Here is a 25,075-nt window from a genome sequence, read left to right on the forward strand (position 1 = left end):
TGTCATGATGATCCGACCGCAGGTTAGTCGTCCTCTTCCTATATGAATAGATCTTCCGCGTTGCTCCTCGCTTTTGTCTTCCTCAGCGGCTGCCAGGCCTTGGCGCCCGTTTCGCCGGACGGTACGCCGTCGGTCGAAGACACCACGCCTGCGCCTGAAAAGCCCAAGGTTTACAGCTCGTTCAGCGAGGAAACCGTTTTCAGCCTGTTGAGCGCCGAACTCGCCGGCCAGCGCAATCGTTTCGACATTGCCCTGGATAACTACGTGACCCAGGCCATCAACACCCAGGATCCGGGCGTCTCCGAGCGTGCGTTCCGTATCGCCGAATATCTGGGCGCTGATCAACCGGCCCTCGATACCGCGCTGATCTGGGCGAAAAACGCCCCGGACGACCTCGAAGCGCAACGCGCCGCCGCCGTGCAACTGGCGCGCGCCGGGCGTTATGACGACTCGATGGTCTATATGGAGAAAGTCCTGCAGGGCAAGGGCGATACCCATTTCGACTTCCTCGCGCTGTCGGCCGCCGATACCGATCAGGAAACCCGTAACGGCCTGATGAAAAGTTTCGACCGTTTGTTGCAGCGCCATCCGAACAACAGCCAGCTGATTTTCGGCAAGGCCCTGTTGTTGCAACAGGACGGTGACAACAAAGCAGCTCTGGCATTGCTCGAAGACCACCCGCCGGAAGAAGGCGAGATCGCCCCGATTCTGCTGCGCGCGCGCCTGCTGCAATTGCTGAACCGTGGCGACAAAGCGCTGCCCCTGCTGCAAAAAAGCATCAAGAAGTACCCGGACGACAAGCGCCTGCGCCTGACTTACGCGCGCATGCTGGTTGAGCAAGACCGCATGGACGACGCCAAGGCCGAGTTTTCCAGTCTGGTTCAGCAATACCCGGAAGACGACGAACTGCGTTACTCGCTGGCCTTGGTCTGCCTGGAAGCCAAGGCCTGGGACGAGGCCAAGGGTTATCTGGAAGATTTGATCGCCCGCGAAAGTCACGTCGATTCGGCGCACCTGAACCTCGGTCGCATCGCTGAAGAGCGCAACGACCCGCAAGGCGCCCTTATCGAATACGCCCAGGTTGGCCCGGGCAATGATTATCTGCCGGCGCAATTGCGTCAGGCCGATATTCTGATGAATAACGGCAAGACCGCTGAAGCGCAAAGCAAACTCGCCGCCCAGCGCGACGAGCAACCGGATTACGCGATTCAGCTCTATCTGATCGAATCGGAAACCCTGTCGGCCAACAAACAGGACGACAAGGCCTGGAAAGTCTTGCAACACGCCTTGCAGCAATACCCGGACGACCTGAATCTGCTCTACACCCGGGCGATGCTCGCGGAAAAACGCAATGATCTGGCACAGATGGAAAAAGACCTGCGCCTGATCATCAAGCGCGATCCGGACAACGCCATGGCACTTAACGCGCTCGGCTACACCTTGTCCGACCGCACCACTCGCTACGCTGAAGCGAAAGCGCTGATCGAGCAGGCGCACCAGATCAATCCGGAAGACCCAGCCGTACTCGACAGCCTCGGCTGGGTGAATTACCGCATGGGCAATCTGGATGACGCCGAGAAATATCTGCGTCAGGCGCTGGAGCGCTTCCCTGATCACGAAGTCGCCGCGCACCTCGGTGAAGTCTTGTGGACCAAGGGCAACCAGCGTGAAGCCAAACAAATCTGGGGCAAATTCCTCAAGGATCAGCCCGACAGCACCATTCTGCGCAGCACCATCAAGCGCCTGACCGGATCCGAGACTCTTTAACCCATGTTTTTGCGCCACGTTATTGTTTTCAGCTTCATCGCCCTGCTCGCCGGCTGCTCGGGTTTTGGTACCCGCGAATCGGTCGAGGGCCACGGCAGTCCGGCTCAATGGGCCGCTAACAAACAACAGCTGACCGGCCTTGATGGCTGGCAGATCGACGGCAAGATTGGCATCCGCGCACCGAAAGATTCCGGTAGCGGCACACTGTTCTGGCTGCAACGTCAGGATTACTACGACATTCGTTTGTCCGGCCCGCTGGGTCGTGGCGCCGCACGCCTGACCGGGCGTCCGGGCAAAGTGTCGCTGGAAGTCGCCAATCAGGGGCGCTACGAATCGCAGTCCCCTGAAGCCCTGCTCGAAGAACAGCTTGGCTGGAAACTGCCGGTGTCGAATCTGGCCTGGTGGGTGCGTGGCCTGCCGGCTCCGGACAGCAAAAGTCGCCTGAATCTGGACGCCAACAGCCGCCTGGCCAACCTGGAACAGGATGGCTGGAAGGTCGAATACACCGCTTACACCGAACAAAACGGTTACTGGTTGCCCGAGCGCATCAAACTGCACGGCACTGACCTCGACGTGACGCTGGTGATCAAGACCTGGCAACCGCGCAAGTTGGGGCAGTAACCCATGACCGCAGCACGCCTGACCCTGCCGTCGCCGGCCAAACTCAACCTGATGCTGCACATTCTCGGTCGCCGTGAAGACGGCTATCACGAATTGCAGACGCTGTTTCAGTTTGTCGATTACGGCGATGAAATCACTTTTGCCGTGCGCGATGACGGCGTGATTCAGTTGCACACCGAGTTCGCCGGCGTGCCGCATGACAGCAACCTGATCGTGCGTGCAGCAAAAATGCTCCAGCAACAGTCCGGTTGCTCGCTCGGCATCGATATCTGGATTGATAAAGTCCTGCCCATGGGCGGCGGTATCGGTGGCGGCAGTTCGAACGCGGCGACGACTTTGCTCGGCCTGAATCATTTGTGGCAGTTGGGTTGGGATGAAGATCGCCTGGCTGCACTAGGCCTTTCGCTGGGGGCCGACGTACCGGTTTTCGTCCGTGGCCACGCGGCGTTTGCCGAGGGCGTGGGCGAGAAACTCACCCCCGTGGATCCCGAAGAACCGTGGTATCTGGTGCTCGTGCCGCAAGTCTCTGTAAGTACGGCAGAAATTTTTTCCGATCCTTTGTTGACACGTAACACGCCGCCCATTAAAGTGCGCCCCGTTCCCGAGGGAAACAGTCGAAATGACTGCTTGCCGGTGGTTGCAAGGCGTTATCCAGAAGTACGTAACGCATTGGATTTGTTAGGTAAATTTACCGAAGCAAAGCTCACCGGAACTGGAAGTTGTGTGTTTGGGGGCTTCCCAAGCAAAGCTGAAGCTGATAAAGTCTCGGCCCTTCTGACAGAGACCCTTACAGGGTTTGTAGCCAAAGGCAGCAACGTTTCGATGTTGCACCGCAAGCTGCAAAGTCTGCTCTAAAGGAACCAAGTGCACGGCACTTGATGCAACAGATACAGGGGCGTCGCCAAGCGGTAAGGCAGCAGGTTTTGATCCTGCCATGCGTTGGTTCGAATCCAGCCGCCCCTGCCATTTTCTATACTCATCCAGGTTACCCTCAGCCTCTAGGTACTGCGCGTGTCCAAGATGATGGTCTTTACGGGGAATGCTAACCCCGATCTGGCTCGGCGTGTTGTACGTCAGCTGCATATCCCTCTCGGTGACATCTCTGTCGGTAAGTTCTCCGACGGCGAAATTACTGCCGAGATCAATGAAAACGTTCGCGGTAAAGACGTTTTCATTATTCAGCCGACTTGCGCTCCGACCAACGATAACCTGATGGAACTGGTAGTGATGGCTGATGCCTTCCGCCGCTCCTCGGCTACTCGTATCACTGCTGTTATTCCTTATTTTGGTTATGCCCGTCAGGATCGCCGTCCGCGTTCCGCACGTGTGGCTATCAGCGCGAAAGTCGTTGCTGACATGCTTACCGTAGTCGGCATTGACCGTGTTCTCACGGTTGATCTGCATGCTGACCAGATTCAGGGTTTCTTCGATATTCCGGTAGATAACATCTACGGCTCCCCGGTTCTGGTGGATGACATTGAAGATCAGCGCTTCGAAAACCTGATGATCGTGTCCCCGGACATTGGTGGCGTCGTGCGTGCACGTGCTGTTGCCAAATCCCTGGGCGTGGACCTCGGGATCATCGACAAACGCCGTGAGAAAGCCAATCACTCTGAAGTGATGCATATCATCGGTGATGTCGAAGGGCGTACCTGCATTCTGGTCGATGACATGGTCGATACCGCCGGCACTCTGTGCCACGCGGCCAAGGCCCTGAAAGAGCATGGCGCAGCCAAGGTCTTTGCCTACTGCACACACCCTGTGCTGTCGGGTCGGGCCATCGAGAATATCGAAAATTCCGTGCTGGACGAGCTGGTGGTGACTAACACCATCCCGCTGTCCGCTGCAGCACAAGCCTGTGCACGTATCCGTCAACTGGATATCGCACCGGTTGTTGCCGAAGCGGTTCGCCGCATCAGCAATGAAGAATCGATCAGCGCGATGTTCCGTTAAGGGCCCTGCCCTTCTCGAAATGTCTCGTTGACGAAAAGCGCCCCGCCCCGGCATTCCTGCCGGGGCGGGGCTTTTTTGCCCATACCGTGTTCGGCGCTGGTCGCAAACGCCACTCGGTCATGGCTATTTTGGAGATACAAAATGAACGATTTTACTCTGAATGCTGAAGTGCGTTCCGACCTGGGGAAAGGTGCGAGCCGCCGCCTGCGTCGTCTCGCCGCTCTGGTTCCAGCTGTTGTTTACGGTGGCGAAAAAGCCCCTGAATCCATCAGCATGCTGGCCAAAGAAGTTGCCAAACTGCTCGAAAACGAAGCTGCCTACAGCCACGTTATCGAACTGAACGTTGGCGGCAAAAAGCAGAACGTCATCATCAAAGCTCTGCAACGTCACCCATCCAAGGGTCACGTTCTGCACGCTGACTTCGTACGCGTCGTAGCCGGTCAGAAACTGACCGCTATCGTGCCTGTGCACTTTGTTGGTGAAGAAGCTCCGATCAAGAAAGGCGGCGAGATCTCGCACGTCCTGAACGAAATCGAAGTAACTTGCCTGCCGAAAGATCTGCCTGAGTTCATCGAAGTCGACCTGTCGGCTCTGGAAATCGGCGCAATCGTCCACCTGTCCGACATCAAAGCCCCTAAAGGCGTTGAGTTCGTTGCACTGGCTCACGGTGACGACAAAGCTGTTGCAAACGTACACGCTCCACGCGTTGCTCCAGAAGCTACCGAAGAAGGCGCAGCAGAGTAATTCACTCTGTTTAGCCTGAGTGAGCAAGTAACATCGCGGACTGGAACGTAGCGAGAAAGCGGGCGAGAACGCGGAGTTTACATCCATGGTAAATGAGCATTTTTCGTCCACTTTCGCCGCTTTGCCTGATCACGGCGATGTTACTCACCACTCAAAGGAAGGGCCCCTATCGTGACTGCCATCAAACTGATCGTTGGCCTGGGAAATCCAGGCGCCGAATACGACCAGACCCGGCATAACGCAGGGGCCCTTTTTGTTGAGCGCATCGCCCACGCACAGAATGTGAATCTTGTGGCCGATCGCAAATATTTCGGCCTGACCGGGCGCTATTCGCATCAGGGTCAGGATGTTCGTCTGCTGATTCCCACCACCTACATGAACCGCAGCGGCCAGGCCGTGGCGGCACTCGCCGGTTTCTTCCGCATCAAGCCTGAAGAAATTCTGGTGGCGCATGACGAACTCGACTTGCCTCCGGGCGTTGCCAAGCTCAAGCAGGGCGGCGGCCATGGCGGTCACAACGGGTTGCGCGACATCATTGCGCAACTGGGCAATCAGAATACGTTCTACCGCCTGCGGCTTGGCATTGGCCACCCGGGCGTCGCCAGTATGGTTTCAAATTTCGTCCTGGGTCGTGCGCCACGCGCCGAACAGGAAAAACTCGATGCCAGCATCGACTTTGCCCTCGGCGTGCTGCCGGATATCCTCGCCGGTGAATGGAACCGCGCGATGAAAAACCTGCACAGCCAGAAGGCCTGACTCTACTCCGAGGGGAAACACCATGGGATTCAATTGCGGCATCGTCGGCCTGCCTAACGTCGGCAAGTCCACCCTGTTCAACGCCCTGACCAAATCCGGTATCGCGGCCGAGAACTTCCCCTTCTGCACCATCGAGCCGAACAGCGGCATCGTGCCGATGCCGGATCCGCGCCTGGAAGCACTGGCGGCCATCGTCAATCCGAAGCGCATCCTGCCGACCACCATGGAATTCGTCGACATCGCAGGCCTGGTTGCCGGCGCCTCGAAAGGTGAAGGCCTGGGCAACAAGTTCCTGGCCAACATCCGTGAAACCGACGCGATCGCTCACGTCGTGCGCTGCTTCGAAGACGAAAACGTGATCCACGTGTCCAACAGCGTCGACCCGAAACGCGACATCGAAATCATCGACCTGGAACTGATCTTCGCCGACCTCGACAGCTGCGAGAAGCAACTGCAAAAAGTCGCGCGTAACGCCAAGGGCGGTGACAAGGACGCCGTGGTTCAGAAAGCTCTGCTTGAGCAACTGATCGCGCACTTCACCGAAGCCAAGCCGGCACGCAGCCTGATGAAGAACATGAGCGCTGACGAAAAGGCAGTGATCAAGGGTTTCCACCTGCTGACCACCAAACCGGTCATGTACATTGCCAACGTCGCTGAAGACGGTTTCGAGAACAACCCGCACCTGGACGTGGTTCGTGCCATTGCCGAAGAAGAAGGCGCCATGGTCGTTCCGGTCTGCAACAAGATCGAAGCGGAAATCGCCGAACTGGATGACGGCGAAGAGAAGGACATGTTCCTTGAGGCCCTGGGCCTGGAAGAGCCTGGCCTGAACCGCGTGATCCGCGCCGGTTACGAAATGCTGCACCTGCAGACCTACTTCACCGCCGGTGTCGAAGAAGTCCGCGCCTGGACCGTCAAAGTCGGTGCCACCGCACCTCAAGCTGCTGGCGTGATCCACACCGACTTCGAGAAGGGCTTCATCCGCGCCGAAGTGATCGCCTACAACGACTTCATCCAGTACAAGGGCGAAGCCGGCACCAAAGAGGCCGGTAAATGGCGTCTGGAAGGCAAGGATTACATCGTCAAGGACGGCGACGTGATGCACTTCCGCTTCAACGTTTAATGCAAAAATCAGAAAACCTATCTATCCTCAAGCGGCTTAAACCCTAAAAATGGAGAGCTTAGCTCTCTATTTTTATAAAAAATCAAAAGTACATCACAAAAGGAAGTTGAAGATGGCAGCCCCTCAAACCCAACCCCGCGTAGCTTCCAATGATGCTGGTAGGGGGGCAAGCACCGTCCTAAACGGACTAATTTCAAAGGAGTTGGTTTTTGCTGTGGTTGGACCTGTTGGTTCCGGCACTAGCTGGGTTGCGAATGCCCTAAAAGATCAACTCAGAAAAGGAATAAATCAGTCTGAAGTTCATATTTTAAAGGCCAGCGACGCCATTGAAGCGCGGGCAAAAGAGATAGGAATCATCATTGATTCAAAAACCGCGTTAACGCGCGCGCGGTCACTCCAAGACGCCGGGGATAAAATTCGAGAATCCGATACAGCTGGCGTTGCAGTAAATCTGATTTCCGCGATCCAAAAAATTCGCTCGACCACGGTGGAAAAAACTACTGAATCCACCGCTGAAAAACCCTATCGAGTGTATATTCTAGACTCTCTGAAACATCCCGCCGAAGTGGCATTACTTAGAAGCGTATACCAAGAGGCGTTTTGTTTGATTGGTGTTGTTTGTGAAAACGATATCCGAGAGGCACGCTTAATTGAAAAAAAATGTGATTCTTCCACACCCGAAGAAATAAGAGAGTTCGTAAACCGCGATCAAGACTCTGGAATAGATAACGGCCAGAAAGTTGCTGATACGTTTCACTTAGCCGATTTTTTTGTAGATAACACTCCAGCCCGCTTCATCGAAAAAGACGAAGACCGAAAAGAAAATCCGGCTTGGATTGTAAACGAACAACTTGGGCGTCTCATCGATATACTTACATTCAAAAAAGTAGTTCGACCCAATCCGAGTGAAACTGGTATGTTTCATGCGTATGGCGCCCAGATGACAAGCGCATGTCTTTCTCGTCAAGTTGGGGCGGCCCTGATGGACGGGATTGGAAACCTAATGTCCACAGGAACAAACGAAGTACCGAATGCCGGTGGCGGCGTATATGGTGGCAACTTAGTCTTCTCGAATGGATATGAAAGAGAAGATCATCGCTGTGCAGCTGGCAATGGCTATTGCAGCAGTAATCGCGAGCAAGACGAAATTATTAAAGATTTGATCGTCAACGTTCCAGAACTAAGTGGAATAACATTTTCAAATTTGAAAACCAAACTAAAAAACACAAGAATTGGAAAACTCTTGGAATTCAGCCGCGCCGTCCATGCTGAAATGGATGCGCTATTGAGCGCCGCTCGCAAAGGATCGTCGCCGGTAGGTGGGAAGCTTTACGTCACAACATTCCCTTGCCACTATTGCGCCCGGCACATCGTATCGGCTGGCGTCGATGAGGTTCAATATATCGAACCGTATCCAAAGAGCTTAGCATTTCATCTTCATGGGGACGCGATTGAGCAGACAGCTCAAGACTGGATTGCACCAAGCAATATCATAGCTAGACTTTCATCTATTACGGACATCACCAATATAGAACACGAAGAAATCAAAGTTCTATTTCGGCCGTTTACAGGAGTTGCCCCTCGGCTCTACCGCCGGGCATTCATGAAAAGCAGACCATTGAAAAACAGTAATGGCGATTTTCATATTGGAGAACCTGTATGGGCATCAGGACTACTACGTCTCAGCTATCAAGATGTTGAAGACCGATTGATTGCTAACAACTCGCAACAGGAGAAGATATGAAAACCATAATCAAGTCGAATTTTTTGCGTCTCATCACTCCTGTAAATGAAACTTCGTACTTTCAATCAGATTGTGAGGAGAGAAAGATGTTTAGCACATACAACAAAAAGCAAAACATTGAAACTCTTATCCTCTTGAGAGAATCTGAAATCTCAAAAAAAGGCACATTTAATACTTTCGCCAAGAGATTTCGACCTTCATACGTAATTGACTTGAGATCAGTACCTAGACTTGACTTACTTGCTGGGTCTAGAGCGCTTGCTTTCAGATTATTTGAAGAACTTGACATAGAATATTTCGATTTTTTTGGAAGGCTTGAGATAGGTTTTCATGACAACTTGGAGGAAATAGAGAATCATCTTATTAAATCCTTTCATTCAATATGCAAAAAACAAAAAAATGTCCAGCGACCATTAGTTTTATTTTTTGACAATGAAAGTCTGCTTCAAAATTTCCGCCAAACACTTCCACAGACTCTCATTAGCAACAGTAACTCTCTGAATCGTTGCTCTTTTAGTATCACAGAGTACAAATCCGGTTTTTTATCAGTCAACATGGCCAATGCATAACATCGGATGGTTTAACGGTAGGAGTTCACACTGTTGAAAATGCTCAACCAAAGCAAAGCCGCGTTTGATACGCGGCTTTTTTGTGCCTGACAGATTGTTAAAAGATCGCAGCCTTCGGCAGCTCCTACAGGTGTACATCAATCCCATGTAGGAGCTGCCGAAGGCTGCGATCTTTTGATCTTAGGGCTTTTTGGTACGCGGCAAGAAGATTGCCAACACGCCAAACAACGGCAGGAAAGAGCAGAGGAAATACACGTACTCAATCCCGTGAATATCCGCCAGATGGCCGAGCAGCGCCGCGCCAATCCCGCCAAAACCAAACATCAAACCGAAGAACACCCCGGCAATCATCCCGACATTGCCCGGCACCAGTTCCTGCGCGTACACCACGATCGCCGAGAATGCCGAAGCCAGAATGAAGCCGATCACCACACTGAGAACAGTGGTCCAGAACAGATCGACGTGAGGCATCAGCAACGTGAACGGCGCCACACCGAGGATCGAGAACCAGATCACCGCCTTACGCCCGATCTTGTCGCCGATCGGCCCACCGAAGAACGTCCCCGCCGCCACCGCGCCCAAGAACAGGAACAGGTGCAACTGCGAACTGGCCACCGACAGGTCGAACTTCTCGATCAGGTAGAACGTGAAATAGCTCGTGAGGCTGGCCATGTAGAAATACTTGGAGAACACCAGCAGCCCCAGCACCACCAACGCACTGATCACCCTGCCCTTCGACAGCCCGTGAGTCGCTGCCTGACCGGCCTTGAGCTTGAACAGGTTCAAGTGATGGGCGTACCAGCGACTGATGCGGTACAGCACGAACAGCGCAAACACCGCGAACAAGCCGAACCACGCCACATTGCCTTGGCCGAACGGAATAATGATCGCCGCCGCCAGCAACGGACCGAACGCGGAACCGGCGTTACCGCCGACCTGGAAGGTCGATTGCGCCAGACCAAAGCGTCCGCCCGAGGCGAGTCGTGCGATCCGCGAGGCTTCGGGGTGGAACGTCGAGGAACCGATACCGATGAGCGCCGCCGCCAGCAGAATCAACGGGAAACTGCCGACCATCGACATCATCACGATGCCAATCAACGTGCAAATCGACCCGGCCGGCAACAACCACGGTTTCGGATGCCGATCGGTGTGATAACCGACCCACGGCTGCAACAAAGATGCGGTCAGCTGAAAGGTCAGAGTAATCAGGCCGACCTGAGTAAAGGTCAGGCCGTAATTGGCCTTGAGCATCGGGTAGATCGACGGCAGCACCGACTGGATCAGGTCGTTGATCAAATGCGCCAGCGCCACCGCGCCGATGATACGCATCACCAATGGGCTGCTTTGCGGAGCAGCGGGCGCCGAGGCAGCGGCGGTCTGAACGTTGCTGATAGCCATGAAAGTTTCCGGACAGCAGATGGGTGCACACAGGCAGGTGCGTCAATGTGCCATTTTTCGGTGCGCCAGCGCCATCCCCTTAGCCAGCTAACTAACTGACTGGTCGTCGACTGCAAAGTGATAGCGCAACGCCATGGTCTGAATCTTGCCTTGTTTCATCCCTTGAACGCGGGCGCCTTACAAAGGCGACCGACAATGGGAAGTTTCGCTACAGAGCCGGCCTACAGAGCGGGCGAGAGTGAACTTTCGAGGCCTTTTAGCAGGGCACAACATCAACGTCGCACGACCGCGATGCACGCCAATAGTGCGTGGTGTCCAGAGGAGTCATGAGGCATGCAGGCTTTCCTTTCACCGGGGATCAAATTGCTGGGGCGGTTTGGCTTCGCAGGTAAATTCCAGTTGTTGTTTCTGCTGTTCATTCTGCCGTTGGCCGGCAGCCTGTTGATGATTGGCCAGGACTATCGCGACAAACTCAATCTGATTTCCGGCGAACGTGCCGGCGTGCGTCAGTTGCTCGCGCTGGATGCGCTGGACAACCTGCTCGCCGCCCAACGTGACCGCGCCGCGCGCTGGCGCGCCACGGAAACCAATCGCCAACCGACGCCGGCCACCCTCGCCGCCATGGGCGCATTCGACGCGGTGCAACCGGCGGTTCTGCAAGCCACCACCGATTTAGGCGCTGCGCTGAAAAATGAAGGCGCCGAGGGGGAAACACTCACCCGCTATCAAGCGCTGCAAACCGCGCTCAACGGCCTGGACTCGAAAAGCCTCAGCGGTGTCGGTTGGTGGCCGGACGGCTACGACCGTTTCACCAGCGCCCTCAGCGCCCTGCAAGCGTTGCGCGAGCAGATCGTCATGGACAATCGCCTGACGCTCGCACCGTGGCTGGAAACTTATCTGCTCACGCAGATCTCCACGCAACACGCCCCGGACCTGATCGAACGCGTTGGACGCCTCGCTGCCGTCGGCCAGGCTTCAGTAGTCTCGGGCCAGTTCACCCTGCAAAGCCGTCTGCAGTTGCGCGACCTGCGCAGCCGCATCGGTGACGCCCGCGAGCAATTGGTCAAAACGGCCACGCTGCTCGAAGCACGCTTGCCGAAAGATCAGCAGAGCTGGGCCAGCCAATACCACGACAGCCTCAAAAACCTCGACAGCGGTCTGAAGGTGTTGGACGACGGCGTATTCGGCGGCTCTATCAATCTCAAACCCGAAGAGTTCGAACGCAGCCTCGATGCGCTGCTGACCGACCTAGCCGCACTGCGCCAGCAATCGCTGGTGTCGCTGGATCAACGACTTGACGCTTACCACAGCTCAGCGATCCGCCAGTTCATCATCGTCGCGGCGATTTTCGGCTGCCTGCTACTCGCGGCGTTGTACCTGTTTGTCTGCCTGCAAGCCTCGATCCGTCGCAGCGCCAGCGGCATCACCCTGCTCGCCGAAGCCCTGCGCGATGGCAACCTGAGCTTGCAAGTGCCGGTGGTGGGCCGCGATGAGCTGGCCGCGATCAGCACTGCACTCAACGTTGCCGTGGTGCAACTGCGTAGCAGCATGCTTGGCGTCGATCACGAGACTTCGCAACTGAGCAACGCGGTGCGCAGTCTCAACGAGCATTCCAGCGGCGCCCTCAGTGAAGTCGAAGCGCAGCAATTGCAGATCAGCCAGATCGCCGCAGCCGCCACGCAGTTGGCCGCAACGTCGCAAGGCGTGGCGCAGAGTTGCGAACAGGCTTCCGGCAGCGCACAGCACACCCGGCGCATCGCGGCCGACAGCAGCCGCGACAGCCAGCGCACCACGGCGAGTATTCAGCAGCTCAATCAGCGTTTGAATGAAACGGCTGCGGCGTTGGGTCGGGTCAGTGAACAAGGTCAGCAGATTCAATTGGTCGTCGACACCATTCGCGGCGTCGCCGAACAAACCAATCTGCTGGCGCTCAACGCAGCCATCGAGGCTGCTCGCGCGGGTGAACAGGGACGCGGTTTCGCCGTGGTCGCCGATGAAGTGCGCAGCCTTTCACAACGTACACAGTCGTCCACCGCGCAGATCGCCGGTACGGTCGACAGCTTGCGCGCGACGGTCAACGAAGCCGTGAGTTTGATGGAAGCGGCGTGCGGCCAGGCGCAAACCGATGCCGAGTCGGTGACTGGTCTCGGTGAACGCCTGGGCGAAATCGCCAGCGCCGTGCAAAGCGTCACCGACACCCTGGCGCAGATCGCCACAGCGGTTGAAGAGCAAGCGAGTACCGCCGACGAAGTCAGCGGCAATATTCAACAGGTTGATCAGGCGGCCGTACGTTTGCTTGAAGGCGCACGGGCGGTGAATCTGGCGGCGGACACTCTGAGCCAGGGCAGTAAAGCGCTGAGCGACAACACCGCACGCTTCCGCCTCAGTTGATCACCGCCTCAGGGAAGTCCGTTTCCAGTTCAGCCTTGAGCCATTGAATAAACCACGCCACATCCGCCGAGAGTTCGGCGGACGGCGTCAGCACCCGATAACTCTCAAGCTTCACCTGAGCGTCGACCGCGCGCACCAGTTTGCCGCTGGCCAGTTCATGGCGCACCAGTACCTCGTTGGCCAGCGCGATGCCCTGCCCGCTCTCGGCGACCGACAGCGCGTGATCGTTGTTGACGTAGAGCATGTCGGAATTGAGGTGGATATCGAGGTCGTGCGCGGCGAACCAGAGGTTCCACCATTCGCCGTCATCGACGTGGATCAGATCGTTTCTGACCAGATCAGCCGGGCTTTTGATCGGTGCGATGCTGGCCAGATACGCCGGCGTGCAGATCGGAAAAACTCGTGGGCAAATCAGCGCTTCCCGTGAGTCGGCATATTGCCCGTCGAGGCCGTAGACGATGCCCAGATCGGCGCTCTTGCCATCGACTTCGGTAAAAGTCGAGTTCGGCTCGATCGCCAGTTTCAATCCCGGGCGCAGATGCCGCAGCGCTTCGATCCGAGGCATCAACCAGCGCTTGGCGAAACCCGGCACCACCATGATCCGCAGCCAGCGCTCGGCATCTTTCGGCTGCGCTTCTTTGCCCGCCTCGATGATCAACTGCAAAGCGGTGCTGATCTTGCGATGGTACTTCTCCCCCGCTGGCGTCAGGTTGACTCCGCGCGAGGTGCGCTCGAACAATTGAATGCCCAGCCAGTCCTCGAGCAATTTCACGTGGCGGCCAATCGCAGGCTGGGTCACGTGCAGGGCTTTCGAGGCTTCGACATAGCTGCCCAAACGGGCAGCGGCATCAAAGGCGCGCACCGCGTTGAGCGGCGGCAAACGGTGGTCGGGCATGATTCCTGGCACCTTCGGCTGTTAAATTTACTAACACCTGCCATGTTTAAATTGAAGTGTCGCGCCGCGCAACCCCTGGCTGATAATCGAGCCACAGCAGAACAAAAAAACAGCTGGTTTCACACCCGAACGCAATCTCGATCCTGCCCAAAAAAATAATATCCATGGCCCGACGGCAACGCTTTGCAAAGCGAGTCACAGGCGATGGGGGAATCGGAGGTAACGCATGAATGCCCTGCATTCGCTGCAAACGCTGGCGGTCTCGATCCGCTCGGTGCGCAAGGTTTACGGTGATCCGCAGACCGGTCCGGTGGCGCTGAAAAGCATCGACCTGGACATCCGCGACAACGAATTCTTCACCCTTCTTGGCCCTTCCGGCTGCGGCAAGACCACGCTGCTGCGGATGATCGCCGGTTTCGAATTTCCCACCGAAGGCGAGATCCTGCTCTACGGCGAAAACATCGCTGATCGCCCGCCGTTCCAGCGTCCGGTCAACACGGTGTTCCAGCATTACGCGCTGTTCCCGCACATGACCATCGCCGAGAACCTCGCTTTCGGTCTTGAATCGCAGCCGATGGGCAAAGTCCTCAGCAAGGCGCAAATCGCCGAGCGCGTGCGCGAGATGTTGGCGCTGGTGCAGATGGAGCGCTTCGCCAATCGCAAACCGGCGCAACTGTCTGGCGGTCAGCAGCAACGTGTCGCCCTCGCCCGCGCTTTGGCACCGCATCCGAAAGTGTTGCTGCTCGATGAGCCACTGTCGGCACTCGACCTCAAGCTGCGTCAGGCGATGCGCGAAGAGTTGAAAACCATCCAGGCCAAAACTGGCATTACCTTCATCTTCGTCACCCACGACCAGGAAGAAGCGCTGACCATGTCCGACCGCATTGCCGTGCTCTCCGAAGGCGAAGTGCAGCAGGTCGGAAGCCCGGAAGACATCTACGAACGTCCGCGCAATCGCTTCGTCGCCGATTTCATCGGCGAAACCAATTTCATTGAAGGCACTGTCACTCGTGTGGAAAACGGTCAGGCGTGGTTCGCCGGCCCGGCGGGTCATCCATTGCCGGCGCAACCGTGCAGCGATGTGCAGGTCGGCGCCAATGTCACCTTGTCGGTTCGACCTGAGCGTCTGCATCTGGTACCAGCGGCTACCGAAAACGCGCTGCCATGCCGGATCGAAGCGCAGATCTATCTCGGCACCGATCTGCAATATCAGGTCAGCCTCAGCGAAGGTTCGCGCCTCACCGTGCGTACACCCAACTGCGTCGACCAGAGCCTGCGTTTCGCCGTCGGCAGTCAGGCCGGTCTGTTGTTCGACCGTGGAAGCGCCAGCGTCCTGCACGATTGAGCCGGAGGAATTGCCATGCACGCCTTACCGATTGCCAACACGCTGGAACGCCGCAAGGCTTTCCAGAGCTTCCTCGGGGTCAGCCCGGCGCTGATCGCCATCGGCCTGTTTCTGCTGGTGCCGATTCTGATCGTCATCGGCTATTCGCTGATGGAGGCCAACCCCTACGGCGGGGTCAACAAAGTCTTCAGCAGCGACGCCTATACCTCACTGCTGTTCGAGCGGCAACTTGACGACAGCCTCGCGTTTGCCGACTCGTATTTGATCATCGCCCTGCGCTCGATCGGCATTGCCGGGTTGACCACCATCATCACGTTGTTGATCGGTTTTCCGGTGGCGGTGTGGCTGGCCATGCAACCGGCGCATCGCCGTGGCTTGCTGATCTTTCTGATCACCGTGCCGTTCTGGGCCAACCTTCTGATCCGCACTTACGCGTGGATTCTGCTGCTGCGCAACACCGGGGTGATCAACAACAGCCTGATGGGCATGGGCGTTATCCATGAACCGTTGCAGCTGTTGTACACCGACGGCGCGGTGCTGCTGGGGCTGGTTTACACCTACGCGCCGTTCGTGGTGTTGCCGATTTACGCGACGCTGGAAAAGATGGACATCCGCCTGCTCGAAGCCGCGCAGGATCTCTACGCCGGACGCATACGCACCTTGCGCAAAGTGGTATTGCCCATCGCCAAACCGGGAATTCTCGCCGGCGCGATCCTCACTTTCGTACCGTGCCTGGGCGCGATGATCGCCCCGGAACTGCTCGGTGGCGGCACGCGAATGATGCTCGGCAACCTGATCTTCCGCCAGTTCAGCGATGCGCGTAACTGGCCGTTTGGTGCGGCGTTGTCGCTGGTGCTGATGGCAGCGGTGATGCTGGTGCTGACCGTGTATGCCCTGCGCGCCGAGCGCCAGCGCATCGCCAAAGGAGGTGCGTAATGATCGGCATATTCAAACGCAAAGGGCTGGGCGTGCAGGACTTCCCCGGTTTCGGCGGCTTCAGTTTTCTGTTCTATCTGTACCTGTATGCACCGATCGTGGTGCTGGTGGTGTTCTCGTTCAACGCCAACCAATCGGCGACGGTGTGGACCGGATTCAGCCTCGATTGGTATCGCGCCGCGTTCGCCAATCAGGCCCTGCGCCAGGCCGCTGGCAACAGCCTGTTGATCGCCGTCTGCGCAAGCATGATCGCCACGGCGATTGCCACCCTCGCCGCCCTCGGTACCTCACGCGGAGCCAAGTTCAAGGGCCTGCACTTGTCGATGGGCGCGATCATGTTGCCACTGGTGTTGCCGGAAATTGTCGTCGGTGTGGCGACGCTCGCATTGTTCTCGACCATCGGTCTGTCGCTGGGTTACGGCAACCTGATCATCGCGCACACGGTGTTCTGCATTCCCTTCGCCTACCTGCCGATTCGGGCACGACTGAACGACATGGACCTGTCGCTGGAACAAGCCTCGGCCGACCTCTACGCCGGCCCGTGGCGCACCTTTCGCAAAGTCACTTTGCCGCTGCTGATGCCGGGGATTTTCTCCGGGCTGATGCTGGCCTTCATCGTCTCGCTGGATAACTTCGTGATCTCGATGATGGTCTCGCAGGCCGGCACGACGACCCTGCCGATCTTCATTTTCGGCCTGCTACGGATGGGCGTGACACCCGACGTCAACGCCGTGTCGACGCTGATCCTCGGCGTCTCGGTGCTGTTCGTCAGCCTCTCTTACCTGTTGGGCAAAAAGAACGCCTGAACCTTCTACGACCTGTGGGGAAATAGCATGAGCAAGTGGATAAAAAGCGTTGGCACTTCGTTGTTTCTGACTGTGCCGCTGGCGATGATGGGCAGTGTTCAGGCCGCCGAGAAACTCAACGTAGTGAGCTGGAGCGGCTACTTTTCGCCGGAGATTCTCGCCAAGTTCCAGAAGCAGACCGGCATCGAGGTCACCGTCGATTCCTATGACTCCAACGAGACGCTGCTGGCGAAACTGAAACAGGGCGGCGCCGGTTATGACGTGGCGATTCCGTCGCACCAGTTCGTGCCGATCCTGATCAAGGAAAACCTGCTGGAACGCTTCGACCCGGTCAAGGAACCCTACTACGCCAGCGTTGTGGATAACTTGAAAAAACCGAGTTGGGACCCGGAGGGCGCGTATTCGGTGCCGTTCATTTGGGGCACCACCAGCGTCGTGTTGGACTCCGCGCGCTACAAAGGCCCGGCTGACAGTTACAAGGTTTTGTATGAGCCGCCAGCCGAATTGCAGGGGCGCATCAACATGTTCGACTCGGTCAGCGACATGGTCGACATGGCCAGCCTCTATCTGAACATTCCGCTGTGCAGCGAAGACCCGAAACAGATGCAGCAAGTGCTGACTTTGCTCAAGGCACAGAAGCCGTTCGTGAAAACCTACAGCTCCAAGGCCGGCTCGATTCGCGAGAACCTTGCCTCCGGTGAAATCGACATGTCGATGTTCTGGGGCGGTTCGTCGATGCGTGCCCGCGAGATGAAACCGACGCTGAAATACCTCTACCCGAAAGAAGGCGTGCTGGCCTGGGTCGACAATATGGTCATCCCTACCGGCAGCAAGAATCCGGCGAATGCCAAGGCGTTCATCGCCTTCCTCAGCCAGCCGGAAAACTCGGCGATGACGCAGAACTTCCTCAAGCACCAGAGCCCGATCAAAGGCGTCGAACCGTTCCTCGACGCGGCGCTCAAGGATGCGCCGGAATTGCACATTCCCGAGGGCACTAACGTGGTGTTCAGCAAGACTTGCGGCGAGGGTGCGATCCGCCTCGCTGACCGTCTGTGGACCAACCTGATGCGTTGATCGTTACCGCCCCGTCGCACAGGCGGGGCGCTTTTCCAGCCGTCTCAAAGGCCGCTTGCAATGAACTCTAATAAAATCAGCGAACTGGTCCTGTTGCAGGCCCACGAGCTCGCCGAACGCATCCGCCTGCGCCAGGTTTCCTGTCGGGAAGTGATGCAGACTTACCTTGCCCATATCGAACGTTTCAACCCGCTGGTCAATGCGTTGATCAGCCTGCAATCACCGGAACAACTGCTGGCTCAGGCCGATGAGCGCGATGCCGAACTGGCGCGCGGCGAGTACCGTGGCTGGATGCATGGCTTGCCTCATGCGATCAAGGATCTATCACTGACCCAAGGCATCCGCACCACATTGGGGTCGCCGCTGTACAAGGACTTTGTGCCTGAGCGCGACGGCATCATGGTCGAGCGGATCAAGGCAGCCGGCGCAATCATCATCGGCAAGACCAACACCCCGGAATTCGGCCTCGGTTCGCAGAGTTATAACCCGTTGTTTGGTGCGACCGCTTGCGCGTATGACCCGAGCAAAACCGCAGGCGGCAGCAGTGGCGGTGCGGCGGCGGCGCTGGCGATGCATCTGGTGCCGGTGGCGGATGGCAGCGACATGATGGGCTCGCTGCGCAACCCGGCGGCGTTCAACAACATCTTTGGTTTTCGTCCGTCACAGGGTCGTGTGCCGTTTGATGACAGTGCCGATCTGTTTTTCGATCAGCTCGGTTACGAAGGGCCAATGGCGCGCAGTGTGAAAGATGCGGCGCTGCTGTTGTCGGTGCAGGCTGGCGGTGATGCTCGGGCGCCGCTGTCCATCGCTGAATCCGGTGAGGCGTTTGCGGCGCCGCTGGAGCGTGATTTCAAAGGCACGCGGTTGGGTTGGTTGGGCGACTTCAACGGTTATCTGCCGATGGAGAACGGCGTTCTGTCGCTGTGTGAGAAGACCTTTGCCGACTTTGAAAGCTTCGGCTGCCACGTTGAGTCCGTTCAGCCGGATTTCGCGCCTGAGCGGCTGTGGAGCAGTTGGCGGACGTTGCGGCACTGGATGGTCGCGGGGTCGCTTGGCGCGACGTATGCCGATCCGCAGAAACGCGCATTGCTGAAACCGGAGGCGATCTGGGAAGTGGAAAACGGTTTGAAGCTATCGGCCAGCGAAGTGTTCGCCGCCTCCGTGGTGCGCAGCGATTGGTATCGGGCGATTTCTCGGCTGTTCGAAAAGTACGATTACCTGCTGCTGCCCAGCGCCCAAGTGTTCCCTTTCGATAAAACCCAGCCGTGGCCAACGTCTATCGAAGGCGTGGCGATGGATACCTATCACCGCTGGATGGAGGTGGTCATCCCCGGCACGTTGTCGGGTTGCCCGGTCGCCAATGTTCAGGCGGGGTTCAATTCGGACGGTTTACCGATGGGGCTGCAAATCATCGGCAAGCACCAGGCCGACTTCGCTGTCCTGCAATTGGCGCACGCGTATGAGCAGGCCAGCCGCTGGTTCCAACGCTGCCCTTCGCCGCTGCTGAGGCAGTGATTTTGATAAACGGTTGAAAGCGTAGAAAAAATTTTTAAATTTACGCTTGACGCTTTTCCATTTCAGGGGAATAATGCGCGCCACTTGGCTACATAGCTCAGTTGGTTAGAGCATAGCATTCATAATGCTGGGGTCCGGGGTTCAAGTCCCTGTGTAGCCACCAAGTACTAAAAACGGCTTACCGAAAGGTAGGCCGTTTTTTTATGCCTGCAATAATCTCCCCTTCCGGTTACACACCTGCAAAAGGTCTATCTTCAGTCCTTTCGATTGGATCTGTGCGCTCGCAGCCCCTCATCAGTCAGACTTTCTTACATTTTGCACTTCGCCTTTTTTCACATAAGCAAATATCAAATTCAAGATAATGCCTTCCTCACAACCAGGCATTAAGTCAGGTAATACGGGCCTCGCCCGCCATAAAATTCAAGATAATCAAAAGCGCTACTTGAGAAAAAAAGCCGCTATCCCTTGAGGGTTAGCGGCGTTTTTTCCTACGCAAATAGCGTTGCGGCTTTACTCGGACGATTCATCTATTCCGCTGTAATCACCAGACAGCCTTTCATCACACGCACTTTGACGTTCTCGTTCACCTCGAATCCTGCCTGCCGTAACCACAGGCCGCGCAGTCTGATCCAGGGTACGGGTTTGGCGGGGCTGTAGGTTTTTTCCTTGGTGTGGACCGGGTAAAAGTCTGCGGCGATTTTCAACCGGCGTTCAGTGATGGGGGTTGATGTCGTATGATTGGTTTTAGCCATGGTTCAGCTCCTTTTAAGCTGCTTTGTGGTTAGCGGGGCCAGGGTGTTGTCGCACCTTGGTTCCGCGTTCTTTGGGTTACTTCAAATTTCTTTTTCTTCGTCGCTCGCTTTGGTCGCTGCCTGTGCGATCAGGGCGTCAAGCATCTGCGCAATGACCTTCTGTTGGACCTTCGAAAGCTCATTGATGGACTGCAACCGTCGATACCACGTCGAGGTCAAGCTGCGTCTGGGCCTCTCCGTGTACGAGGGAACGCCGAGCAGGTCTTCAACAGGCACGCGAAGCGCAAATGCCAATTTCACCAGTGTCGTGACCGGCATGCTGCGCGTACCCTCCTCATAGCCCTGAAAGGTTTGCCGGGAAAGACCTAAAGCCCTTGCAAACCGCGTCTGTGTGATTTCGTGAACTGTGCGTAAGTGAGCAATGCGACTGCCCATCGCCACCAGAAAATCGCGGTCCTCATTGGAAACACTCATGACAATGGCCGACTGAAAATAGAGTTGAATGGCAACGGACTCATCCTTTTCATCTGAAATCCATCCTGGAAAAAACGATAGAAACCATCCTCAGGTAAGGGCGCGTAAGTTGTCGACCTGAAAAATCCGTAGGAGAAATGCAGAGCAACCGCCAAGTTGCGGCGAGGTACTACAGGCGCGAAATGCCTTTTCAGCAAGCCAACGCCGACAACCCTTTCGCCCAGATTTGTCGAGTGCGCAAACCGACCATGGCCCGCCAATCCGGATCAGCCGGATAGAACTGCTCGAGCAGATTCAGTTTGATCTCACGCCCTACCGCATCCAGCGGATCACCATGCAAATGCAGCCAATGGTCATCACGTAAATGCCGATGCACAGCCGGCCCCGGATACGTCCCGCACTCGATCACGAACGGCATCAATTGCACGTCCGGTAAAGCATTGAGCAACGCCTGTGAGGTGTACCCCGTAGCCGTCGCCGCCACACCCGTTTCGCTCAAGGTGTCGGCGCCGGTGTGCAGGGTGTAAAGCCAAGAGCCATAAATTGCCTGGGCCTGCGCGAGTGCCGGGTAAGGCGCCTGGGTGATGGTCAGTAACATCGGATGACCGTACTCGCCGGCGCCGGTGTGCAGGTCAAAACACATCACGGTTTCAGCGCCAGCCAGATGCGTTTTGATGATTTGGTGCAGCGTGCGATTCGACCAGCTCGGCGCGCGGCCACCGTAAAACAGTCCGTCGGGATGACTGTGCTGACCACCCTCGACAATCGACATCACCGCCGGCCAGCCGTGTTCGTTGATTTGCGCATCGAGCAAGGCGTCCGCACGTTGGCGCTCGGGGCCGTGCAAATCGGTGCAGGCGTAGATTTCATGCAGTGCCGCGTACGCGCGGTTATCCGGTAAGGGTCCTGTGAAATCGAGGTGATTGCGGTTGAGGTCGATGTTGTCTTCGTTGACCCGGCGTAACCACGCCGTACCCCATGGGTTGATCAGGTGCACCATCACCACCGCGACATCCTTGGGCAGCGATCCGGGTGCGAAGGTTTTCAGCCATTCGATCTGGCAATCCGAGCCGTAATAGCCCTCGACTCCGTGGGTACCGCTGAGCGCTACCAGCCGGCGCTTGGCCAGCGGATCGCCGAGCACGGCGACGTCGGTGCTCAGCGGTTCGCCGAATGGCCCGCAGCGTGGATGTGCGTAGGAGGTGAGCGCGGCACCGGCGGCATTGGCGGCGGCGATGAACTGTTCGCGTTGATCGTGGTAGCTGGACTCGGAGGGGAACTCGCTGTGCATGCCTGGCCTCTTGTGATTTTTATGCCTTTACCTGTAGGAGTGAGCCTGCTCGCGATAGCGGCATTACGGCCAACATCAGTGTTGACTGAACCACCGCTATCGCGAGCAGGCTCACTCCTACAGGGGATGTTGGTGCTCCATAAATTTGCGGTTGACCCTAGCGAACATCCGCCCCGAAAAGAAAGACAAAAATGCCCACCGGTTTGCGTCGCGACCGAGCGGTCGATAAAGTCCCTGAGACTTTTATCCCACGGACGGAGAGCCCGCGTGTTTTCAGCCTTGCCCTTGAGCCGCTTTCGCCTGCCTGCCCTGACGCTGATCATCAGCGCCCTGACCCTCACCGCGTGCAACGCCCCGCCCTCTTCGACCCTGCCGCTGGCACCGGAAGCCGCGTCCGGTTTCCGCACCGATCTGCAAACCCGTCACGCCAACCAACACATGGCCGCCGCTGCCAATCCTCTGGCTGCTGAGGCCGGTCGCGAAATGCTGCGTCAAGGTGGTTCGGCGATTGATGCAGCGATTGCGATGCAAGCGGTGCTGACTCTGGTTGAGCCGCAGTCTTCCGGGATCGGCGGAGGCGCGATGATCGTGTTGTGGGACGGTAAACAGGTGCGCACGTATGACGGCCGCGAAACCGCACCGGCCGGAGCCACCGAGAAGCTGTTCTTGCGTGCCGATGGCCAGCCTATGTCGTTCCCGCAGGCGCAGATCGGCGGTCGTTCGGTCGGCACACCGGGCGTGTTGCGCGCGCTGGAGATGGCACATAAACAACACGGTCGCCTGCCGTGGGCGAAGCTGTTTGAACCGGCGATCAAACTGTCCGAGCAAGGCTTTGCGATCTCCCCGCGATTGCACTCGCTGCTGGAATCAGACCCATTCATCCGCCAGTCGCCGGATATGGCCAAGTACTTCCTCAACACCGATGGCAGCGTCAAAGCCGTCGGCACGCGCCTGCAAAACCCGGCATTGGCCGCCGTGCTCAAACGCATCGCCAACGAAGGCCCGGACGCACTGTACAAAGGCCCGATCGCCGAAGAAATCGTTGCCAAGGTGCAAGGCCACGCCAATCCCGGCAGCCTGTCACTGAACGATCTGCAGCGCTATCAAGCCAAGGAGCGCGCGCCACTGTGCACCGATTACAAACGCTGGCAGGTCTGCGGCATGCCGCCACCGTCGTCGGGCGGGATCGCCGTGGCGCAGATTCTCGGTACGTTGCAGGCACTGGAAACCCGCGATCCACGTCTTTCCCTGACGCCGCTGAAACCGCAGAAGACCGACAAACCGGCCGGCATTGAACCGGATCCGCAAGCCGTGCATCTGATCGCCGAGGCCGAGCGTCTTACCTACGCCGACCGCGCGCAATACGTCGCCGATACCGACTTCGTGCCGGTACCGGTCAAAGGTCTGGTCGATCCCGGATATCTCGCCAGCCGCGCCAGCCTGATCGGCGAACGCAGCATGGTCCGCGCCAAACCGGGCACGCCACCGGGTGTGCAGGTCGCCTACGCACCGGACCGTTCGCCGCTGCGCATCTCCACCTCGCAAGTGGTCGCGGTGGATGACCTCGGCGGCGCGGTGTCGATGACCACCACCATCGAAGCCGCATTCGGTTCGCACCTGATGGTTCAGGGTTTTCTGCTTAACAACCAGATGACCGACTTCTCGTTCATCCCCGAAGAGAACGGCCAGAAAGTCGCCAACCGCGTCGAACCCGGTAAGCGCCCACGCTCGTCGATGGCCCCGACGCTGATCTTCGATCGCCACAGCGGCGAATTCCTCGCCAGCGTCGGCTCGCCGGGCGGTTCGCAAATCATCGAGTACGTGGCGAAAACCACCGTCGGCCTGCTCGACTGGAACCTCGACCCGCAAAGCGCCATCAGCCTGCCCAACTTCGGCAGCCGCAATGGCCCGACCGAACTGGAACAAGGCCAGTTCAGCCCGGCGCTGATTCAGGCGCTGAAAGACAAAGGGCATGCGGTGAGTGAAATCGACATGACCAGCGGCACCCAGGCCATCGTGCGGGTCAAGGATGCGCAGGGGAAAGCGTCGTTGGAAGGTGGCGCGGATCCACGGCGTGAGGGGGAAGCGCTGGGGGATTGAGGCTAGGACGCAAAGAGAAAAGGCTTACCGGGAGGTAGGCCTTTTGCTTAGCACACTGCGTATTTCAAATCGGGATGTTTAAAAACTGCGAGGTAAACAGAGAACCGTCCCACAAGGTTTTCAGGTTGTCCGTCGGACGTCAGCTCTCTAGCCTGTACTCGTCGCTGCCAATTCAGTGACCGGGATTGGAAACCCCGAGTAGAACCGAGCGCACAAGCGCCTTTCATAACGTATCCTTGCGCACCTTCATGGTGTGCACTCCGTTATGGCGGCTGTGCGCGGGAGACCTTCGGGTCAACCGGGTTCTCCGTTCCCCGGGTTTCCAACCTGCGTACAGCTGCCACCTATTCGTTCGGAAACCGAATCGGCCAGCTCCAATCCTGATCGGAGAACACCATGAAAAAACCAACACCCAATCCCCCCGAAACAGACACCGACCCAACATCCCCGTACGCAACCATCGACAGCAAAAAACTCAACGAAGCGGCCGACCGCGCCCTCGACCACTACCTCAAACCGACCGCTCACCTCATGGCGTCCAATCGACCCTACGAGCCGATGTACCTCGCCAACCCGGTGTACGACACGGAATCGTTGCTGGCCAATGCCAGCGAAACCCTCGGCTCGGTCACCGAGATGCTCAACAACTTTGCCGCCATGCTTGATACCTCACACCGCAAGACCGCGCTGGGCATCGCGCAAATCGTCATGCTGACTGAGCTGGCGGTGAATCAGGCGCTGGATAACGTTCAGCCGACGGCGTAATTACTTCGACGTATAAAAAATCCGATGCCCGCAAAGGCATCGGATTTTTTTTGATT

Annotated in this window: 21 protein-coding genes and 2 tRNA genes; 18 read left to right on the top strand and 5 right to left on the bottom strand. The window is 57.3% G+C overall.

Features of this window, described 5'->3' with window-relative positions; all coding sequences use genetic code 11:
* Positions 1-42 precede the first annotated feature (42 nt).
* From AB4O01_RS15265 to AB4O01_RS15305, 9 genes are all read left to right on the top strand, one after another.
* The gene (locus tag AB4O01_RS15265; protein ID WP_460088979.1) at positions 43-1,767 is read left to right on the top strand and encodes a tetratricopeptide repeat protein; all 1,725 of its coding nucleotides are present in this window, start codon (positions 43-45) and stop codon (positions 1,765-1,767) included.
* A gap of 3 nt (positions 1,768-1,770) precedes the next feature.
* Complete coding sequence (lolB, locus tag AB4O01_RS15270; RefSeq protein ID WP_038360912.1) at positions 1,771-2,388, top strand: lipoprotein insertase outer membrane protein LolB; 618 nt, start codon at positions 1,771-1,773, stop codon at positions 2,386-2,388.
* Positions 2,389-2,391: 3 nt separating this feature from the next.
* Positions 2,392-3,243 carry a 4-(cytidine 5'-diphospho)-2-C-methyl-D-erythritol kinase gene (gene ispE / locus AB4O01_RS15275; RefSeq protein WP_116255185.1) on the top strand — a complete coding sequence of 284 codons (852 nt, stop codon included), beginning with the start codon at positions 2,392-2,394 and terminating at the stop codon, positions 3,241-3,243.
* A 36-nt stretch (positions 3,244-3,279) separates the two neighbouring features.
* A tRNA-Gln gene (locus AB4O01_RS15280) sits at positions 3,280-3,354 on the top strand.
* Between the two features lie 45 nt (positions 3,355-3,399).
* On the top strand, positions 3,400-4,341 hold the full coding sequence (locus AB4O01_RS15285; protein WP_003171603.1) for a ribose-phosphate pyrophosphokinase: 942 nt from the start codon (positions 3,400-3,402) through the stop codon (positions 4,339-4,341).
* Positions 4,342-4,482: 141 nt separating this feature from the next.
* On the top strand, positions 4,483-5,085 hold the full coding sequence (locus tag AB4O01_RS15290; protein WP_093441442.1) for a 50S ribosomal protein L25/general stress protein Ctc: 603 nt from the start codon (positions 4,483-4,485) through the stop codon (positions 5,083-5,085).
* Positions 5,086-5,256: 171 nt separating this feature from the next.
* On the top strand, positions 5,257-5,841 hold the full coding sequence (gene pth / locus AB4O01_RS15295; RefSeq protein WP_008079560.1) for an aminoacyl-tRNA hydrolase: 585 nt from the start codon (positions 5,257-5,259) through the stop codon (positions 5,839-5,841).
* 22 nt (positions 5,842-5,863) lie between these two features.
* A complete protein-coding gene (ychF, locus tag AB4O01_RS15300) occupies positions 5,864-6,964 on the top strand; it encodes a redox-regulated ATPase YchF (RefSeq protein WP_007912904.1) in 1,101 nt (366 codons plus the stop codon).
* A 112-nt stretch (positions 6,965-7,076) separates the two neighbouring features.
* On the top strand, positions 7,077-8,708 hold the full coding sequence (locus AB4O01_RS15305; protein ID WP_460088980.1) for an anti-phage dCTP deaminase: 1,632 nt from the start codon (positions 7,077-7,079) through the stop codon (positions 8,706-8,708).
* Positions 8,709-9,457: 749 nt separating this feature from the next.
* Here AB4O01_RS15305 and AB4O01_RS15310 read toward each other — a convergent pair.
* The gene (locus AB4O01_RS15310; RefSeq protein ID WP_460088981.1) at positions 9,458-10,675 is read right to left on the bottom strand and encodes an MFS transporter; all 1,218 of its coding nucleotides are present in this window, start codon (positions 10,673-10,675) and stop codon (positions 9,458-9,460) included.
* Positions 10,676-11,008: 333 nt separating this feature from the next.
* Here AB4O01_RS15310 and AB4O01_RS15315 point away from each other — a divergent pair, with 333 nt between their 5' ends.
* Complete coding sequence (locus AB4O01_RS15315; RefSeq protein WP_093441452.1) at positions 11,009-13,066, top strand: methyl-accepting chemotaxis protein; 2,058 nt, start codon at positions 11,009-11,011, stop codon at positions 13,064-13,066.
* Here AB4O01_RS15315 and AB4O01_RS15320 read toward each other — a convergent pair.
* Positions 13,059-13,961: a LysR substrate-binding domain-containing protein gene (locus AB4O01_RS15320; protein WP_460088982.1), complete on the bottom strand. Its 903-nt coding sequence runs from the start codon at positions 13,959-13,961 to the stop codon at positions 13,059-13,061. The two genes, AB4O01_RS15315 and AB4O01_RS15320, sit on opposite strands and share 8 nt — an antisense overlap.
* 226 nt (positions 13,962-14,187) lie before the next feature.
* Here AB4O01_RS15320 and AB4O01_RS15325 point away from each other — a divergent pair, with 226 nt between their 5' ends.
* From AB4O01_RS15325 to AB4O01_RS15350, 6 genes are all read left to right on the top strand, one after another.
* Positions 14,188-15,306 (top strand): ABC transporter ATP-binding protein, encoded by a 1,119-nt coding sequence (locus AB4O01_RS15325; RefSeq protein WP_460088983.1) that lies wholly within the window; start codon positions 14,188-14,190, stop codon positions 15,304-15,306.
* A gap of 15 nt (positions 15,307-15,321) precedes the next feature.
* A complete protein-coding gene (locus AB4O01_RS15330; RefSeq protein ID WP_064120432.1) occupies positions 15,322-16,242 on the top strand; it encodes an ABC transporter permease in 921 nt (306 codons plus the stop codon).
* On the top strand, positions 16,242-17,048 hold the full coding sequence (locus AB4O01_RS15335; RefSeq protein ID WP_116255190.1) for an ABC transporter permease: 807 nt from the start codon (positions 16,242-16,244) through the stop codon (positions 17,046-17,048). Before AB4O01_RS15330 ends, AB4O01_RS15335 begins: the two co-directional genes overlap by 1 nt.
* 27 nt (positions 17,049-17,075) lie before the next feature.
* Entirely contained in the window at positions 17,076-18,122 is a 1,047-nt protein-coding gene (locus AB4O01_RS15340; protein ID WP_093441473.1) for an ABC transporter substrate-binding protein, read from the top strand.
* Positions 18,123-18,182: 60 nt separating this feature from the next.
* On the top strand, positions 18,183-19,637 hold the full coding sequence (locus AB4O01_RS15345) for an amidase (RefSeq protein ID WP_460088984.1): 1,455 nt from the start codon (positions 18,183-18,185) through the stop codon (positions 19,635-19,637).
* A gap of 86 nt (positions 19,638-19,723) precedes the next feature.
* Positions 19,724-19,800 (top strand) — tRNA-Met (locus AB4O01_RS15350).
* A 364-nt stretch (positions 19,801-20,164) separates the two neighbouring features.
* On the opposite strand, the gene AB4O01_RS15355 is transcribed toward AB4O01_RS15350, so the two are convergent.
* The 3 genes from AB4O01_RS15355 to AB4O01_RS15365 form a co-directional block, all read right to left on the bottom strand.
* The gene (locus AB4O01_RS15355) at positions 20,165-20,389 is read right to left on the bottom strand and encodes a SymE family type I addiction module toxin (RefSeq protein ID WP_039761255.1); all 225 of its coding nucleotides are present in this window, start codon (positions 20,387-20,389) and stop codon (positions 20,165-20,167) included.
* 81 nt (positions 20,390-20,470) lie between these two features.
* On the bottom strand, positions 20,471-20,863 hold the full coding sequence (locus AB4O01_RS15360) for a helix-turn-helix domain-containing protein (RefSeq protein WP_460088985.1): 393 nt from the start codon (positions 20,861-20,863) through the stop codon (positions 20,471-20,473).
* 190 nt (positions 20,864-21,053) lie between these two features.
* Complete coding sequence (locus tag AB4O01_RS15365) at positions 21,054-22,154, bottom strand: DUF2817 domain-containing protein (RefSeq protein WP_460088986.1); 1,101 nt, start codon at positions 22,152-22,154, stop codon at positions 21,054-21,056.
* Between the two features lie 267 nt (positions 22,155-22,421).
* Here AB4O01_RS15365 and ggt point away from each other — a divergent pair, with 267 nt between their 5' ends.
* Positions 22,422-24,254: a gamma-glutamyltransferase gene (gene ggt / locus AB4O01_RS15370; protein ID WP_460088987.1), complete on the top strand. Its 1,833-nt coding sequence runs from the start codon at positions 22,422-22,424 to the stop codon at positions 24,252-24,254.
* Between the two features lie 396 nt (positions 24,255-24,650).
* On the top strand, positions 24,651-25,019 hold the full coding sequence (locus tag AB4O01_RS15375) for a DUF6124 family protein (protein ID WP_460088988.1): 369 nt from the start codon (positions 24,651-24,653) through the stop codon (positions 25,017-25,019).
* The last annotated feature ends 56 nt before the right edge of the window (positions 25,020-25,075 follow it).

The organism is Pseudomonas sp. S2_E02 (assembly GCF_054668355.1).

Bases quoted from the DNA above. Each gene is read 5' to 3' on its own strand.
- AB4O01_RS15315 (WP_093441452.1), top strand. From the start codon at position 11,009: ATGCAGGCTTTCCTTTCACCGGGGATCAAATTGCTGGGGCGGTTTGGC.
- AB4O01_RS15360 (WP_460088985.1), bottom strand. From the start codon at position 20,863: ATGAGTGTTTCCAATGAGGACCGCGATTTTCTGGTGGCGATGGGCAGT.
- AB4O01_RS15355 (WP_039761255.1), bottom strand. From the start codon at position 20,389: ATGGCTAAAACCAATCATACGACATCAACCCCCATCACTGAACGCCGG.
- AB4O01_RS15320 (WP_460088982.1), bottom strand. From the start codon at position 13,961: ATGCCCGACCACCGTTTGCCGCCGCTCAACGCGGTGCGCGCCTTTGAT.
- AB4O01_RS15375 (WP_460088988.1), top strand. From the start codon at position 24,651: ATGAAAAAACCAACACCCAATCCCCCCGAAACAGACACCGACCCAACA.
- AB4O01_RS15265 (WP_460088979.1), top strand. From the start codon at position 43: ATGAATAGATCTTCCGCGTTGCTCCTCGCTTTTGTCTTCCTCAGCGGC.
- ispE (WP_116255185.1), top strand. From the start codon at position 2,392: ATGACCGCAGCACGCCTGACCCTGCCGTCGCCGGCCAAACTCAACCTG.
- AB4O01_RS15330 (WP_064120432.1), top strand. From the start codon at position 15,322: ATGCACGCCTTACCGATTGCCAACACGCTGGAACGCCGCAAGGCTTTC.
- AB4O01_RS15325 (WP_460088983.1), top strand. From the start codon at position 14,188: ATGAATGCCCTGCATTCGCTGCAAACGCTGGCGGTCTCGATCCGCTCG.
- ychF (WP_007912904.1), top strand. From the start codon at position 5,864: ATGGGATTCAATTGCGGCATCGTCGGCCTGCCTAACGTCGGCAAGTCC.
- AB4O01_RS15335 (WP_116255190.1), top strand. From the start codon at position 16,242: ATGATCGGCATATTCAAACGCAAAGGGCTGGGCGTGCAGGACTTCCCC.
- lolB (WP_038360912.1), top strand. From the start codon at position 1,771: ATGTTTTTGCGCCACGTTATTGTTTTCAGCTTCATCGCCCTGCTCGCC.
- AB4O01_RS15305 (WP_460088980.1), top strand. From the start codon at position 7,077: ATGGCAGCCCCTCAAACCCAACCCCGCGTAGCTTCCAATGATGCTGGT.
- AB4O01_RS15290 (WP_093441442.1), top strand. From the start codon at position 4,483: ATGAACGATTTTACTCTGAATGCTGAAGTGCGTTCCGACCTGGGGAAA.
- AB4O01_RS15345 (WP_460088984.1), top strand. From the start codon at position 18,183: ATGAACTCTAATAAAATCAGCGAACTGGTCCTGTTGCAGGCCCACGAG.
- AB4O01_RS15340 (WP_093441473.1), top strand. From the start codon at position 17,076: ATGAGCAAGTGGATAAAAAGCGTTGGCACTTCGTTGTTTCTGACTGTG.
- AB4O01_RS15310 (WP_460088981.1), bottom strand. From the start codon at position 10,675: ATGGCTATCAGCAACGTTCAGACCGCCGCTGCCTCGGCGCCCGCTGCT.
- AB4O01_RS15365 (WP_460088986.1), bottom strand. From the start codon at position 22,154: ATGCACAGCGAGTTCCCCTCCGAGTCCAGCTACCACGATCAACGCGAA.